General features: G+C 60.2%; 13 protein-coding genes. 6 read left to right on the forward strand and 7 right to left on the reverse strand.

The genetic code is table 11. The features are described from left to right. The first annotated feature begins 176 nt into the window (after positions 1-176). The 5 genes from icmF to LQV39_RS10700 all read left to right on the forward strand — a co-directional run bounded on the left by icmF (position 177) and on the right by LQV39_RS10700 (position 8,651). Positions 177-3,464: a fused isobutyryl-CoA mutase/GTPase IcmF gene (icmF, locus tag LQV39_RS10680; protein ID WP_230025172.1), complete on the forward strand. Its 3,288-nt coding sequence runs from the start codon at positions 177-179 to the stop codon at positions 3,462-3,464. A 90-nt stretch (positions 3,465-3,554) separates the two neighbouring features. Then, positions 3,555-3,857, forward strand: a complete 303-nt coding sequence (locus LQV39_RS10685) for a hypothetical protein (RefSeq protein ID WP_230025174.1) — start codon at positions 3,555-3,557, stop codon at positions 3,855-3,857. 225 nt (positions 3,858-4,082) lie between these two features. After that, positions 4,083-6,857 (forward strand): XrtA/PEP-CTERM system TPR-repeat protein PrsT, encoded by a 2,775-nt coding sequence (gene prsT, locus LQV39_RS10690; protein WP_230025176.1) that lies wholly within the window; start codon positions 4,083-4,085, stop codon positions 6,855-6,857. Between the two features lie 67 nt (positions 6,858-6,924). Then, positions 6,925-7,797 carry a PEP-CTERM/exosortase system-associated acyltransferase gene (locus LQV39_RS10695; RefSeq protein ID WP_230025178.1) on the forward strand — a complete coding sequence of 291 codons (873 nt, stop codon included), beginning with the start codon at positions 6,925-6,927 and terminating at the stop codon, positions 7,795-7,797. 26 nt (positions 7,798-7,823) lie between these two features. Next, a complete protein-coding gene (locus LQV39_RS10700; RefSeq protein WP_230025180.1) occupies positions 7,824-8,651 on the forward strand; it encodes a PEP-CTERM/exosortase system-associated acyltransferase in 828 nt (275 codons plus the stop codon). Here the strand turns inward: LQV39_RS10700 and LQV39_RS10705 are convergent. Continuing rightward, positions 8,648-9,478: a ThiF family adenylyltransferase gene (locus tag LQV39_RS10705; protein WP_230025182.1), complete on the reverse strand. Its 831-nt coding sequence runs from the start codon at positions 9,476-9,478 to the stop codon at positions 8,648-8,650. The two genes, LQV39_RS10700 and LQV39_RS10705, sit on opposite strands and share 4 nt — an antisense overlap. A gap of 257 nt (positions 9,479-9,735) precedes the next feature. On the opposite strand from LQV39_RS10705, the gene LQV39_RS10710 reads away from it, so the two are divergent. Continuing rightward, positions 9,736-10,596: a PEP-CTERM sorting domain-containing protein gene (locus tag LQV39_RS10710; protein ID WP_230025184.1), complete on the forward strand. Its 861-nt coding sequence runs from the start codon at positions 9,736-9,738 to the stop codon at positions 10,594-10,596. A 129-nt stretch (positions 10,597-10,725) separates the two neighbouring features. On the opposite strand, the gene LQV39_RS10715 is transcribed toward LQV39_RS10710, so the two are convergent. From LQV39_RS10715 to LQV39_RS10740, 6 genes are all read right to left on the reverse strand, one after another. Then, complete coding sequence (locus LQV39_RS10715) at positions 10,726-11,826, reverse strand: nucleotidyltransferase family protein (protein WP_230025186.1); 1,101 nt, start codon at positions 11,824-11,826, stop codon at positions 10,726-10,728. Next, a complete protein-coding gene (locus LQV39_RS10720) occupies positions 11,823-12,740 on the reverse strand; it encodes an HprK-related kinase A (protein ID WP_230025188.1) in 918 nt (305 codons plus the stop codon). The genes LQV39_RS10715 and LQV39_RS10720 overlap by 4 nt, the downstream gene beginning before the upstream one ends. Beyond that, positions 12,734-13,021 (reverse strand): HPr-rel-A system PqqD family peptide chaperone, encoded by a 288-nt coding sequence (locus LQV39_RS10725; RefSeq protein ID WP_230025190.1) that lies wholly within the window; start codon positions 13,019-13,021, stop codon positions 12,734-12,736. Before LQV39_RS10725 ends, LQV39_RS10720 begins: the two co-directional genes overlap by 7 nt. 3 nt (positions 13,022-13,024) lie before the next feature. Next, on the reverse strand, positions 13,025-13,636 hold the full coding sequence (locus LQV39_RS10730) for a hypothetical protein (RefSeq protein ID WP_230025192.1): 612 nt from the start codon (positions 13,634-13,636) through the stop codon (positions 13,025-13,027). A 184-nt stretch (positions 13,637-13,820) separates the two neighbouring features. After that, on the reverse strand, positions 13,821-14,444 hold the full coding sequence (locus tag LQV39_RS10735; RefSeq protein WP_230025194.1) for an XrtA/PEP-CTERM system exopolysaccharide export protein: 624 nt from the start codon (positions 14,442-14,444) through the stop codon (positions 13,821-13,823). Between the two features lie 109 nt (positions 14,445-14,553). Beyond that, entirely contained in the window at positions 14,554-15,294 is a 741-nt protein-coding gene (locus tag LQV39_RS10740; RefSeq protein ID WP_230025196.1) for a S1C family serine protease, read from the reverse strand. Positions 15,295-15,492: the final 198 nt, after the last annotated feature.

Here is a 15,492-nt window from a genome sequence, read left to right on the forward strand (position 1 = left end):
ATACTGAGTATCAGGAATCGATAAGCTGAACAGTATTACTGCTTGATCGAATTCGGTAGCTCAGCATGGGTCCCCGTTTTCACGGAGACGACGGTGTTTTGCATTCTTGACGTTTACGTTAACGTCATATACCGTACCAAGAACTCCTGTTCGCTTCCGCAATCTCAAGGAACACCATGAACGACATCACCCCCGCCGCCAAGCTCGACCTGCCGGAGCAATCGAAACTGGCCAATAAAGTGCGTTTCGTGACCGCCGCCTCGCTGTTCGACGGCCACGACGCCTCGATCAACATCATGCGCCGCATCCTGCAGTCGAACGGCGCCGAGGTCGTGCACCTGGGCCACAACCGCTCGGTCGACGACGTCGTCACCGCGGCCCTGGCCGAGGACGTGCAAGGCATCGCCATCTCCAGCTACCAGGGCGGCCACGTCGAATACTTCAAGTACATGATCGACCTGCTGCGCCAGCGCGGCGGTGCGCACATCAAAGTGTTCGGCGGCGGCGGCGGCGTGATCGTCCAGAGCGAAATCGACGAGCTGCATGCCTACGGCGTGACCCGCATCTTCAGTCCGGAAGACGGCCAGCGCATGGGCCTGGTCGGCATGATCCGCTCGATGCTGGAGACCTGCGACATCGATCTCTCGGCCTATTCGCCCACCTCGCTCGAGCCGCTGACCACCGGCGCCATCGAGCAGCGCCATCGTCCGCTGGCCCAGCTGATCACGGCGCTGGAAAACGGTAAAGCTTCGGCCGAGCTGCGCAAGCAGATCGTCGATGCGGCCGAAGGTCTGCAAGTGCCGGTCCTCGGCATCACCGGCACCGGCGGCGCGGGCAAATCCTCGCTGACCGATGAACTGATCCGCCGCATTCGCCTGGACCAGAACGACCGCCTGAACATCGCCGTGGTCTCGATCGACCCCTCGCGCCGCAAGTCGGGCGGCGCCCTGCTGGGCGACCGCATCCGCATGAATGCGATCAGTCCGTGGAACGGTCAATCTCGCGTGTTCATGCGCTCGCTGGCGACCCGCGAAGCCGGCTCCGAGATTTCGCAGGCGCTGCCGGAAGTGATCGCTGCCTGCAAAGTGGCCGGCTTCGATCTGGTGATCGTCGAGACCTCGGGCATCGGCCAGGGCGACGCCGCCATCGTGCCGCACGTCGACCTGTCGATGTACGTGATGACCCCGGAATTCGGCGCCGCTTCCCAGCTCGAGAAGATCGACATGCTGGACTTCGCTGACTTCATCGCCATCAACAAGTTCGACCGCAAGGGCGCCCAGGACGCGCTGCGCGACGTGGCGAAGCAGTACCAGCGCAACCGCGAACTGTGGTCGCAGTCGCCGGACCAGATGCCGGTGTTCGGCACCCAGGCCTCGCGCTTCAACGACGACGGCGTCACCGCGCTCTACCACGGCCTGCTGCCGGCCCTCGCCAATCTGGGCCTGAAGGCGGAAGCGCCGAAGCTGCCGCAGCCTTCGCAGAAGTACTCGAGCGGCAAGAACGTGATCGTGCCCCCTGGCCGCACGCGCTACCTGGCGGAGATTGCCGATACCGTGCGCGGCTACCACCGCAACGTCAACAAGCAGGTGAAACTGGCGCGCGAGCGCCAGCAATTGCTTGAGACCAAGCGCATGCTGGCGGCCGCCAACCGCGAAGTCGTGCTCGACGACCTGATCACCGAGCGCGACGGCGCCATGGATGCCGGCGCCCGCAAGCTGCTGGCCATGTGGCCGGACATGCAGGCGGCATACGCCGGCGACGATTACGTCGTCAAAATCCGCGATAAGGAAATCCGTACCAAACTGGTGCAGACGACCCTGTCCGGCACCAGGATCCGCAAGGTCGCGCTGCCGAAGTACGAAGACCATGGCGAAGTCCTGCGCTTCCTGATGCTGGAAAACGTGCCGGGCTCCTTCCCCTTCACGGCCGGCGTGTTCGCTTTCAAACGCGAGGGTGAAGACCCGACCCGCATGTTTGCCGGTGAAGGCGATGCCTTCCGCACCAACCGCCGGTTCAAGCTGGTGTCGACCGGCATGGATGCGAAACGCCTGTCGACGGCCTTCGACTCGGTGACCCTGTACGGCGCCGATCCGGCCCTGCGTCCCGACATCTACGGCAAGGTCGGCAACTCCGGCGTGTCGATCGCGACCCTGGACGACATGAAGGTGCTGTACGACGGCTTCGACCTGTGCAGCCCGTCCACGTCCGTGTCGATGACCATCAACGGCCCGGCCCCGACCATCCTGGCGATGTTCATGAATACCGCCATCGACCAGCAGATCGACAAGTTCGTCGCGGACAACGGCCGCCAGCCGACCGACGACGAAGCGGCCAAGATCAAAGAGTGGGTGCTGGCCAATGTGCGCGGCACCGTGCAGGCCGACATCCTGAAGGAAGACCAGGGCCAGAACACCTGTATCTTCTCGACCGAGTTCTCGCTGAAGGTGATGGGCGACATCCAGGAATACTTCGTTCACCACCAGGTGCGCAATTTCTATTCGGTGTCGATCTCGGGCTACCACATCGCCGAAGCGGGCGCGAACCCGATCTCGCAGCTGGCGTTTACCCTGTCGAACGGCTTTACCTTTGTCGAAGCCTACCTGGCGCGCGGTATGCACATCGACGATTTCGCGCCGAATCTGTCCTTCTTCTTCTCGAACGGCATGGATCCGGAATACACGGTGCTGGGCCGCGTGGCGCGCCGCATCTGGGCGGTGGCGATGCGCGACAAGTACGGCGCCAACGACCGCAGCCAGAAGCTGAAGTACCACGTCCAGACTTCCGGCCGCTCGCTGCACGCGCAGGAGATCGACTTCAACGACATCCGCACCACGCTGCAGGCCTTGATCGCGATCTACGACAACTGCAACTCGCTGCACACCAACGCCTACGACGAGGCGATCACCACGCCGACCGACGAATCCGTCCGCCGCGCGCTGGCGATCCAGCTGATCATCAACCGCGAATGGGGCCTGGCCAAGAACGAAAACCCGAACCAGGGTTCCTACATCATGGACGAGCTGACCGACCTGGTCGAGGAAGCCGTGCTGCAGGAATTCGAACGCATCGCCGAGCGCGGCGGCGTGCTGGGCGCGATGGAAACCGGCTATCAGCGCGGCAAGATCCAGGAAGAGTCGATGCTGTACGAGCACAAGAAGCACGACGGCTCGCTGCCGATCATCGGCGTGAACACCTTCCGCAACCCGAAGGGCGCGGAAGCCCCGGCCACCATCGAGCTGGCCCGTTCTACCGACGACGAGAAGCAGTCGCAGCTGACGCGCCTGGAAGCCTTCCACCAGCGCAACGCCAACGCCGCTCCGGCCGCCCTGGCTGCCCTGCAGCAGGCCGCGATCGACAACGAGAACGTGTTCGCCCGCCTGATGGATGCGGTGCGCGTGTGCTCGCTGGGCCAGATCACCACCGCGCTGTTCGAGGTGGGCGGTCAGTATCGCCGCAATATGTAATTGCGCTGCTTCGGCAAATGACGGCGCCTGCGGGCGCCGTTTTTCATTTGTACTTTAGAATGGTTCCGACGCCACGACGGAGCTATATATATGCCGATCAAGCCCGAGCAACTCGCCGCCCTGATGCGCGAGGTCGAGCAGGAAGACCCGATCGATTTCGCGGATCTGCCCTTCGCCGAAGACGATTTGCGCGAGCTGGTGGCCAGCCATCTTTGCGAGATGGCGGCGTCGATGGAAAACTTCAGTACCGAAGACCGCCTGATGACCCTTCTCGCGGTATCGGCCAAGCTGGTGCTGGAAAACCTGGTGCTGCATGTGCAGCTGTTGCGCCGTCACGGCATTCCTGCCGGCGACAATGTGGAAGCCCTGCTGAGCCGGCTGCGCAAGCCCTGATTCCCCCTCGCGTGGCGTGGCATTTCCAAGCGAACTTCTGTTATCTTTCCCCAAATCAACACTTGTCTTCTGCTATTTCCCAGAATAGCAACGGACAGCCGTAAATTGTGTTGCCTGATGAATTCGTGCGCTTTTTATTCCCATTCCATAGGGTATTATTAACACTCGGGAAACTTTTGCTTGCAGTCCCCAAGTTCGCAAGCGCCTTCATCAAAGGGAACGATCATGCCGGGTAATCTCACCAAAACCAAAGTAGCCGTCGTACTCGGCGCTGTCCTGCTCAGCGCAGGGATGATTGGTTGTAAACGCACGCAAACTACCGAAGAATTACTTGCCGACGCCAAACAATATCAACAAAAAGGCGATCACAAGGCAGCGCTTATCCAGCTCAAGAATGCCGTGGCCAACAATCCGGAGAATGCAGACGCACGCTTGCAACTGGGTATCGAACATCTCAAGACCGGTGATGCCGTCTCGGCCGAAAAAGAATTGAGCAAGGCGGCCAGCCTGGGTGCGCCAGCCGACAAGATTCAGCCTTTGCTGGCACAGACCCTTTTAACGCAAGATAAATTCCAACCACTGCTCGATAGTGTCACTGAAGAAAAAGCAAAGGGTTCCGCCCTGCTGCTGGCGCGCCGCGGCGATGCCTTCCTCGGCCTTGGCGACAAGGACAAGGCCCTCGACAGCTACAAGGCCGCTCTGGCGCTCGACCCGAACTCGGGCGATGCCCTGATCGGCATGGCGCGCCATGCGGCAATGTCGGGGGATATGGCCGGCGCCCAGCGCTTTGCGGCCGAGGCATCGGCTCGCGCGCCGAACAATGCCGGAGTCTGGATGATCGTCGGCAACCTCGCCCGCATCAATGGTAAGTCCCAGGATGCACTGGCTGCCTATGACAAAGTGCTGGCGATCGAGCCTGGGCACCGCTCGGCCAACGTCGAGAAAGCGATGCTCCACATCAGCGGCAAGGATTTCAATGCGGCCAAGGCTGACCTTGACGCGGCGCGCAAGCATCACCCGAACGATCTCACCGTTACCTATACCCAAGCCCTGCTCGACTACAACACTGGCAAAAACAAGGAAGCGCGCGATTCGCTACAGAAGGTCCTGAAGCTTGCACCTCAGCACCTGCCGAGTATCCTGCTCTTGGGCGCCGTCGAGCTCAACCTGGGCAATACTCAGCAAGCCGAGCAATTATTGAGTGGCTACCTGACCGCAAACCCAGGAAATACCTATGCGCGCAAGCTGCTGGCGCAGGCGATGCTGAAGCAGGGCCGTGCAGCCGATGCGGCGAACGTGCTGGCGCCCGCACTCAAGGATACCGGCAAGGATGCCCAGATGCTGGCGCTGGCTGGCCAGTCCTACCTGCAAATGCGCGAGTTCGGCAAGGCTTCCGACTACCTCGAGCAAGCCAGCGCCCTGGCGCCCGGCGTCGCCGACATCCGCACCTCGCTGGGCCTGTCCAAACTTGGCAAGGGCGAGTGGAATAACGCCGTCGAGGAACTCCAGCAAGCGACGACCCTCGATCCGAAATCGGTCAACGCAGGTTTCGCCCTCATCCAGGCCGAACTGAGCCACGGCGAATATGACAAGGCACTGGCGGCCGTACAGAATCTCGAGAAGGCACAGCCCGACAATCCCGCCGTCCAGAACATCAAGGGTCAGGTCTACCTGAGCAAGAATGACGCCAAGAATGCCCGCGCTGCCTTCGAAAAGGCCGTTTCCCTGCAGCCTACCTTCATTCCGGCGGTTGCCGGCCTGGCCCGTCTGGACATGATCGACAAGAACCCCGCCGCGGCCAGACAGCGTTTCGAAGCCGTACTGGCCAAGGACAAGAAAAACATCGACGCCATGAGCGCGCTGGGGGCCATCGAACAGAGCCAGGGCAAAACCGCCGAAGCCACCACCTGGCTGGAAAAGGCGCAATCCGAAAATCCCGACGCGATTCCTCCGGCAATTACCCTAGGCCGCCAATACCTGCGCCTGAAGCAGCCTGAAAAGGCAGTGGCGCTGGGACGCCAGATGCTGGTCGCGCACCCGGGCAGCCCGGAACTGCTGGACTTGATGGGCCAGGCCCAGCTCGCGACCAAGGACCTGAACGGCGCCGTCGAGACCTTCAGCAAACTCGCCGCCGTCCTGCCGAAATCGCCGGCTGTCCAGGTACGCCTGGCAGCGGCGCATGCGGCGAATAAAAACGAAAGCGCCGCCGCCCAGGATCTGAAACGCGCCCTGAGCATCGATCCGAATTTCACTCAGGCCTATGTCGCGCAAATGGATCTCGCCATGCATAACAAAAAGCCGGACGAAGCGCTTGAAGTAGCGCGCCAGGTGCAGAAAAACATGCCGAAGGCGGCCACCGGTTATGTGCTGGAAGGCGACCTGATGCTCAACCAGAAGAAAATTGCGCCGGCCTTGGCTGCGTATGAAAAAGGCTTTGCCCTGACCAATTCGCCGCAGATCCTGGCCAAGATGTCGCAAATCATGGCAAGCAATGGCAAAGCGGCGGAAGCGGAAGCGCGCCTGGTCAAATTCCATACGGCTTATCCCGGCAACGACATGATCGCGATGCTGGTCGCAGATAACTATCTGGCCAAAGGCCAGTTCAAGCCCGCCATCGTCAGCCTCGAAGCCGCACTGAAAACCAATCCATTGAATCCGGCAACGCTCAACAATCTGGCCTTCGCCTACCAGCAGGAAAACGATCCGCGTGCATTGCCGACGGCGGAAAAGGCCTACCAGCTGGCCGGACAAAATCCCGCGGTCATGGATACGCTGGGCTGGATTCTGGCGCAGAAAGGCGACGCCGCGCGCGCTGCCGATTTGCTGCGTAAAGCCGTCGATGGCGCACCGAAAATGCCGGAAATCCGCTACCACCTCGCGTTTGCATTGGCCAAAAACGGCGACAAAGCCGGCGCCCGCAGGGAAGCCGAGCAAGCGCTGGCAAGCGACCAGCCGTTTGCTGCCAAGGACAAGGCCAGGGATCTGCTGAAACAGCTTTGATATTAAGGGAGCCACTGCGGTGGCTCCTTTCCAGCTTCGCAATTACGTCCGCCAGGATGAGCCCATCATGACCTCCATTACTCAAGAGCAAGACTACGAACAGGCACCCACCGGATTTTTCTCTCGAATGACCGACCGTTTGCTCGGCAAGAGCGACATTCTGGTTCCTTATTTTAATTTCCGCAGGGTATTAAAAGGGGATATGGAATCCTACGTTCTGAAAGAGATATACCGCTTGCGCTACGACGTCTATTGTCTCGAGCGTCATTATCTGGAGGCTAGCGATTTCGAGGAAGAGCTGGAGATGGACGAATACGACGATTGCTCGATCCATTTTGCCGCTTACTCCTTGAGCAACGATATCGTCGGCACCGTGCGCCTGGTGCAGCCGCCGCCGGGCCAGATGTATCCGTTCGAAACACATTGTTCAGCATTTCCGGAATTCGTTTATCCTGCCCGCGACAATGCTGCCGAGATTTCGCGCCTGGTTGTCAAGAAGACGCACCGCCGGCGCCGTGGCGACTCGATGGAGGGTATTTCGGCGGATTTCATGGAAAAAGGCAGCACGAAGTCGATTCAACCGCGCCCAACCGTACGGCGCGACAAGCGCGGAAATAGTCCGCTATTATTGCTCGGCATGTATCGCGAGCTCTACAGATACAGCCGCCAGAACGGCATCCGTTACTGGTATGCCGCCATGGAACGCTCGCTTGCGCGTTCACTGGAAAAGATGGGATTCAAATTTGTGCCGATCGGTCCGCAAGTCGACTATTACGGTCCGGTCACGCCTTTTGTCGCAGATTTGGATGAGTTGATCGGCCGCCTGCAGAACGAAAACAAGTTTCTGGCTGCGTGGTTCAATGACGAGCCGATCCCCATGTGGATCATGGTAAAAACCATGGTCGGCAACTTCCTGGAGGGTCGCTTCAGGAAAAAATAAAAGGGTCCGACAGGACAATAAATGGGATGAACAACGGAAAAGCATACGCCGCGCCCAGCGCTTTCCTGCCACCAGTCGATTACGAGGCGCACCAAGAGCGCGTCGATTACGTCAACCGTAAAATTTTCCGAATATACCTGGGCAACCATGCCAGTACGGTGCCTAGCGACATTTTCAAGCTGCGCCACCAGGTGTATTGCGTGGAATGCGCTTTTCTGCAGGCAGAACAGTACGTCGACGGTCTCGAGTTCGACGACTACGATCATGTCTCCACCCACTTCGCCGCCTATACGATGGACGAGAAACTGGTGGGGGCCGTCAGGCTGGTGCAGCCGAAGGGTACGAAGCCCTATCCTTTCGAACTCCACTGCCAGACCTTCGACGATTTCGAAATGCCCGCCCCCGAGCAATCGGCCGAGATTTCGCGCCTGGTCGTCAGGAAAAGCCATCGGCGCCGTCGCGCCGACAGTGTGCTGGGCATTCCGGGCTTCGGTTCGGAAGAGCCGCCGATCGATCCCGCCATCGATCGCCGCGACCATACCTCACCCATGCTACTGCTCGGCATGTACCGTGAAATGTTCCGCCACAGCTTCGAAACGGGAGTACGCTTCTGGTTTGCAGCAATGGAACGTTCGCTCGCCCACGCCCTGAAAAAGATGGGTTTCCGGTTTACGCCGATCGGTCCGGAAGCCAGCTATTACGGCGCCGTGACGCCCTACATCCTCGACCTCGAAGATGTGCGCGACAAGATGGCATCGGGTAACCCGACACTGGCAGCCTGGTTCAGCGAACGGCTGCCGGTGGTCGAGCAACATGCGGCGCACCTGCACGTCGTGCGCCAGCAGGAAAATTAAGCGGCGGCGATACTCACGAATTTCGTGATGTGGTTGCGGAAACTGTGGATGACCATGTTCGGCGCCGCCGGCACTTCCAGGCCCGCCAGCATGTCGTGCATCATCGATACCGCCAGTGCCGCCACCGCGAAGCTGCCGACGGCAATCTGCGATGCCGGGCAAGGCGTACCGTCCGCCATGATGGTCAGCGCCTTCGCCACCTCCCTCCTTACCTGCGGGTCCAGATGAGCGCCGATGCGCTCGATGACGCGACCGAACACTGCCGTGTAATTCAGATTGCCTTCGGCTGCCGCGGCCTCGACGTCGCGCTGCAGGATCTCCGGCAGGGAATTGCCTGAATTCGGCGGGAAATACAGCACACCTGCGCCAGGGCCGATATTCATGGCCGTGAAAATCGCCTTGCCTTGGGCCGCCGCATTGCCGTGCAGGGCCAGCACCGCTTCCAGGTCGACGAAATCGATGGTATCGAAGATGAAATCGACTTGGCTGACCAGATCGGCCGCATTGTTCTTGTCGAGCATGGCGACATGGGCTTCGACCTTGGCTTCCGGATTGATGCGGAGGATATGCTTTTTCAGCGCTTCGACTTTCGGCGTGCCCACGTCCTCGAAATCGAAGAACTGGCGGTTCAGGTTATGGGCGTCGACCGTGTCGCCATCGATCAGCACGAAGTTCTGGAACCCGGTGCGCGCCGCGCAGGTCACCGTGCTGGCGCCGAGGCCGCAGCCGGCGAACAGTACGCGTGCGTTACGGATCTTGTCCTGGGTCGTCGCATCGATATAGCCGCTGTTGCGCTTGATAAATTCGTCGTAGTTAAAGGTAGTCATAGGTCTCGCTGGTAGTGGGCGGAGGGTCGAGCGGGTGATCATATCCTTGATACAGTTTCTTCATTTTACGACAGCTGTGTTCGCTGGTTAACTGTCGGTTTTTCTTACAGCCTTACGGGCAGGATTTCGAAGCCCTTACCCCCTTCTCATTTTTTTCATTTGAAATCAGTTACTTGCCAATAAGTCTTAAAGCTGGCACAGATAGTGCTTATTACTCGATGTCGCTGTTGTGTATAACTACCTTGTGAGGATCAAAGATGAACATGAAGAAGATTTCGGGAATCGTCGCCGGCGCCGCACTGGCAATTGGCCTGGCTGCCCCGGCTAGCGCAGTTACCCTGGTGGCTGGTGACATCAAGATCACCATCAACGCTTTTGACGCCGGCACCGTCGGCTACGGCAACACCTCTGGCGTGAAATGCGAAACCGCTGCTGTATGCGACACCAAAGCAGCATCGCCGGCGCCGAACGCCTACAACGGCGAAGACACCTGGGGTATCTTCTCGGTGCAGAGCATCTCGCGCGTGTCGGATGGCAGCCTGATCTGGACCGCCGGCCCTAACGAATTCATGACCGGCATGTTCGGCGGCATCCATGACACCTATGTCGAAGTCAGCGGCAACAAATCGCCGCAGACCCTGGCACTGGGCACCGGCGGCTGGCTGAACATGTACCTGACCAGCCAGAACTACAACGCCTCCTACGGTCCGAACGGCCGTCTGGGCGAATTCGGCTACAAGGGCATCACCGACGTCCCTGGCACCCTCGCGCTGTCGGCTAACTTCGGCGCAGGCGTTCTGGGCGGCGATCCGGAATACACCTACACCTCCAGCTTTGCCAACAACACCATTTCGGGTGGCGGCCAGGGCTTCCTGGATGTGACCGGCGGCAGCATGGCCTACACCTTCGATACCGACGGCCAGATGGACCCGAACGGCAACATGCACGACCTGTTCCTGAAGGTCACCTACGGTCAGACCGGTGCATCGGCAGCTGCTGGCTGGACCGTCGACGCCAGCGGTGACGTGCAAGGCGCCGCCGTTCCGGAACCGGGTTCGCTGGCTCTGCTGGGCCTGGGCCTGGCTGGCGTGGCTGGCCTGCGTCGCCGCCGCAAGTAATCGTCAGGACAAGCGCCGGATAATCCGGCCTTGCCAGGCCGAAGCCGCCACCGGCTTCGGCTTGACGGAATTCTTTACACCCTGCACAGCCTCGGCTTGCAGGGTGTTTTCATTTCTACTCTGTTTTTTTTACTGCTGGACCTGGCCGGCGTCGACGCGCGGCGTGATGAAGGCTTTATGGAACAGATGCCGCGCGAGCAGCAAGGGCGGCATGCGCAGCCAGTTGCCGCGCACATATAACATGCTCAGCGCCAGCGGCGTCATGGCATCGGCGCAGCTCGGGTGGGCCGGCGCCAGGCCACGCAGGAACAGCCGGTCCATCAGCGCCAGCAGTGCCCGGCCCGGGCTTCCGCGCCCGCTGCCAGCGTCCGCCAGCACCGTGTCCGGCACCGGCGTGCCGAACAGGCGCACCGCATAGCGCAGCGCATAGAACAGCGGCCGCTCCAGCTCGAGCGAGCGCGCGCGCGGCGCCAGCCCCGCCCAGAACCCGGCCTGGCCGCCGAACTGCAGCAGCAGCCGGTGGATATCGAACAGGTCGCGCAAACCATGACTGAATTCGCCGTCCGAGAACAGGTGCACGGCGCTGTGCAGCACCATGTCCTGCGGTGCCAGCACTGCCAGGCCAGGCGCATCGGCGAGCGGACGGGCGGCAGCACGCAGCTTTTCCGGATCCGGGCGCACCCTTGCCGTCTCGGGGAGTATCGCATGATGGACGTCGATACTGCTCTGGCGCCGGACGTGCTCCATCGGCGGCAGCTCATGCATCCACTCGCGGTAGTAGCGTTGGTCGTAGGCGTCGTGGTGGGTACCGGCCCAACCGTGCACCATCAACGCCGACTCGACTTCGCCCAATCGGTTCTTCGGCACCAGGATATCGATGTCGTTGTAAAGCCGTCCATCACCTGCACATAGGTTTGCCATCGTGTATGCGGCCCCCTTCAGCAGCAGCACCGGCAGGCCGGTTGGCCGCAGCGCTTCCTGGATGCAGGCAACTTCATAATGCACGGCTTGGCGATGGCGTATCGCCAGCGGACGGACCCATTCGAACAGCGCACGCGCACGCGCGGGCACTTGCGGCAGCAGCTCCCGCTCCTCGATCAGCACCAGCAAGGATGGGGTCAGGTTGGCCGCCGCCGCTTGGCGCATCAGCAGGTCCCACTCATTCACGCTGAATGCGGGGAGCCGATCCGGGTCGCGCAATGCACGCAGCAGCAGCGACACCCCCTTCATGGCCGTGGCCGCTCCAGCGCCGAAAACATCGCAATCGCTTCATCGAGATCGCTGTAGCGGAAATCGAAGCTCATGCAGCGCTCGATCACGCCGCCCAGGGTGGCAAATCCCTGCGCACCCAGTTGACTGTAATTGAAAGCGTTCTCGGCCACTCGCAAAAAAGCGCGTGTACGCGGGATTGGCGTCAGCGATAGCGCGGCACCGGGTTCGTACTTCGGAAAAATGATCCAGGCTGGCTGCGCCGTTTCGCCGGCACGGGCGACGCTGCCAGCGGGCGCCTTCAGATAGGCCACCGTACCCTTGGTGGTATTGCTGACAGGGCGGCTGAACACCGCATCCGGGACGTAAGCGCGGATAACATCGATCGACCGATTCTTGAGGCTGACCGGCCGCGGCACGGGCGCCAGGCGCAAGTCATGCGGCCGGAACAGCGCGAGCTCGTCGGACAGCAGGCGCCAGCCGCGGTTGACCAGAGCAGCGCACAAGGTGCTCTTGCCCGAGCCCGGGGGGGCGGGCAATATCGCCGCGAAGCCATCTTTTTCGACCACGGCTGCATGGACCATCAGATAGGTGTGAGCCCGCGTTGAAATGCACCAGTTCAACCCCCACTCGAACATGGGAAACGCATGGGCCTCGGGCAAGGGCTCGAATGGCGTCAAGCCGTCGAGATCGAAGATGATTTGGGGACGGAACCATTTGCGCATGCCGCCGGCATTCCGCAGCCGAACGTGGAAGTCGGCAAACTCGCAAGGCTCGGGCACCGGATAATCCGAATATAACAAGGAAATTCCGTCGGCCACGTTGGGACTGGACGAGTAAATGCGGCTGATGAAGGGCCCAGTCTGCATATCCAGCCCCCTGCCGGCCAGGCGCTCTTCCAGTTGGCGCCGGGTAAGGGATGCAAGCGTCAACATGCAATCGTATCGACGAGGTACAGGCGTTTCATTTGTTCGAGCAGGGCGTCGGTTTCCTCCTCCAGCTCAACATCGTCGATATCGAATTCTGCCTTCAGCAAAGCCATCAGCGCTTGGCGGGTAGCCGAGGCTGGTTTCAACGCGAGCAAAATTTCGATGGCTGGCGCGCCGAGAAGGTGAGTGTCACCCGAGAGATCGTTGTACACCAGGTATTCATCATCCCAGCCATGGTACTGCAAATGCTGACCCGGCCGCAGATACCATGTATCGCCAGCTTCCACAGCTCAATCCATTGTCTTTTTGAGGTAGTCCACGATTTGGTAGGCATTCCAACGCTGCCCTGCCGTCGGTTCGTAATAGCCTCGCGTGCTCCACTCGGTCCACATGTTCCGCACCGATTCGAGTGTCTGGAAATTCACACGCTTCGACAAGACGTTCAAGTAGGCGGCCATGACGTACTGACCCATTTTGGTCGTATCGCACTGCGCACCTTTGATGACGTCCATGCATTTCAAGTTGTAATACGGGCTATAGCGACTGATCGTGAAATGCCGGCGGAACAAATCACCCGACGGACAGGACGATGGCCAGCCCAAAGTGCGCCAGTCGTACGGTGGCCGACCATTGCATACAGCCGAACCTTTTCGGTGGTAGCTGGTTGCACCGGCCTGCACGGACAAAGCCGCCGAGCCCGACAAGCCGCAATAGGTACAAGCCATGCCGGGCTCACTGTGAAGTGTCAGCAGGACGCCGGCTGCACCGGCACCGGCTTTGCTGAAACGCCGTCGCGCTGCACCTTTAGTCGAAAGCAAGGACGGCTTGGCAGCGGCAGTGCCTGGCGCCATGCCAGGGGTAAGCTCACTGCTTTCTCTCTCAGGAAAATCTTCGGTAGCCACGGGGGGTCCTCATCCAATTTAATAGTCGCGCACTAGATACAATGCCAGATTCCTTATGAAGAAGCAATCCTTGTGCCATCGACTAGCTTCCCATAAGCAACTCTTTTGGAATCAGTGACTTAACTAAACTTTAGAGGCTATTGCAGAGTTCAACGGACTGATGATGTAAAAAAACCTGACAAAATCAGAAGAAACTTTCAGGAATGACAAGTACGTCGCCCGGGCGCATCGGCATGTTGGCCGAGATATCGCCTTCCTTGATCAGGTCGTCCAGACGCACGTTGAACTTCTGCTGCTTGCCGTCGACGGTACGGATCAGGCTGGCTCGGTTGCCCGCCGCGAATTCGGTCACGCCGCCGACCGCGATCAGCACGTCCATCAGGCTCATGTCACGGCGGTACGGCAAGGCCTGCGGTTTGGCGGCCTGACCCACCACACGGATCTGTTCGCTGAAATTGCCGACGAAGTTGGTGACGATGACGGTCACCACCGGTTGCTGGATGAACTTGGCGAGCGCTTTTTCGATATCGCGTGCGAGGTCGGTCGAGGTCTTGCCGGCGGCCGGCAGGTCTTCGACCAGCGGCGTGGTGATCTTGCCGTCCGGACGGACCGGCACCGACATCGACACCTCCGGATTGCGCCAGACCATGATGTTGACGGTGTCGCCCGGCCCGATCAGGTAGTCGGGATTGGTCACCTGGGTTTGCGGCGGAAGAGTCCGGGTGGCGCAGCCGGTCAGGACCAGTGCAAGCGCGGCGGTGGCCGCCAATGCCGTATGTTTGATCAGGTTCGCCTTGTACTTGCCCACGTCATTCCCTTTCGTCCAACACAAATGTTAATAAGCCGCTAACGGCTATGTATTGTATAACATAGTGCTTTAGGAAAAGCCTCGCACGCTAGAAATCTTTCCCAAAGTCTCACTTCTGTTGCAGGAGATTCTTCACATATTTTATCGGCACCGCATAGGTGATCCCGCTGGGATTGCTGATCGCGCTTTCCTTCAAGCCCTTCACGAACACGGCATTGATGACGCCCCAGACTTCGCCGCTGGCGGGGTCGTAGACCGGGCTGCCGCTGTTACCGGGATAGGCCGTGCCGTCGAGCTGGAAAATATCGAAGGAGCTGCGCTGCAGCTGCGCCACCTGACGCGGGTCGAGCTTGCGCGAATTCAGCGAGGGCATGACGATCGGCGTGATGGCGGCCAGGCTGGCCTTGTGCGTGGCGGCATGCAGACCAAGCGCCATGCCCAGCGGATAGCCGGTATAGGCCAGGCCCTGCCCCTCCAGCACGCCGTCCGAATCGCCCAGCTTTAATGCCGGCAGCGGCGATCCGCTCAGGCGCAGGTGCGCCAGGTCGTGTTCGGTGTCGCGCGCCACCAGCTGGGCCGGGCGGAAGCGCACCATGTCGCCGTCGCCGATGACGATGCCGAGCTGCTCCATGTGCGCTTCGTCCAGCCTCTCGGGCACCACGTGCGCATTGGTAATCACGCTCAAGCCGTCTCCCACCACGAAGCCGGTGCCGAAGAACACGATCGATGGACTGCGCGTGCGCTCAAAAGTGCCGACGCCGACCACCGATCGTTTGACGACCGGAATCACTGCCGTCAAGTCGGCCGCCATTGCCGGTGCCAGCAGGCAGATCGCGGCCAGGCCAGCCAACAGAACTTGCCACAGCTTCCACGGTGTTTCGATGGCGCACCAACCGTGCACCCCTTTTTGCAATTTAGACATTACAATGAAGCAGTTACTTTGAGAAAGTTGCGATTCCGCAAGTCTACTTCATGAATGCTTCGCACGTCACAGCCCTATTTCCTCAATGCAAAAAATGGAAGCGATTTCATTAAACCCCCGTCAATA

This window comes from Massilia sp. Bi118, from assembly GCF_918697865.1.
Taxonomy (GTDB): domain Bacteria; phylum Pseudomonadota; class Gammaproteobacteria; order Burkholderiales; family Burkholderiaceae_D; genus Telluria.

Excerpts from the sequence above, each read along its gene's own strand:
- LQV39_RS10705 (WP_230025182.1), bottom strand. The coding sequence starts at position 9,478 with ATGACTACCTTTAACTACGACGAATTTATCAAGCGCAACAGCGGCTAT.
- LQV39_RS10695 (WP_230025178.1), top strand. The coding sequence starts at position 6,925 with ATGACCTCCATTACTCAAGAGCAAGACTACGAACAGGCACCCACCGGA.
- LQV39_RS10700 (WP_230025180.1), top strand. The coding sequence starts at position 7,824 with ATGAACAACGGAAAAGCATACGCCGCGCCCAGCGCTTTCCTGCCACCA.
- LQV39_RS10710 (WP_230025184.1), top strand. The coding sequence starts at position 9,736 with ATGAACATGAAGAAGATTTCGGGAATCGTCGCCGGCGCCGCACTGGCA.
- prsT (WP_230025176.1), top strand. The coding sequence starts at position 4,083 with ATGCCGGGTAATCTCACCAAAACCAAAGTAGCCGTCGTACTCGGCGCT.
- LQV39_RS10715 (WP_230025186.1), bottom strand. The coding sequence starts at position 11,826 with ATGAAGGGGGTGTCGCTGCTGCTGCGTGCATTGCGCGACCCGGATCGG.
- LQV39_RS10720 (WP_230025188.1), bottom strand. The coding sequence starts at position 12,740 with ATGTTGACGCTTGCATCCCTTACCCGGCGCCAACTGGAAGAGCGCCTG.
- icmF (WP_230025172.1), top strand. The coding sequence starts at position 177 with ATGAACGACATCACCCCCGCCGCCAAGCTCGACCTGCCGGAGCAATCG.
- LQV39_RS10685 (WP_230025174.1), top strand. The coding sequence starts at position 3,555 with ATGCCGATCAAGCCCGAGCAACTCGCCGCCCTGATGCGCGAGGTCGAG.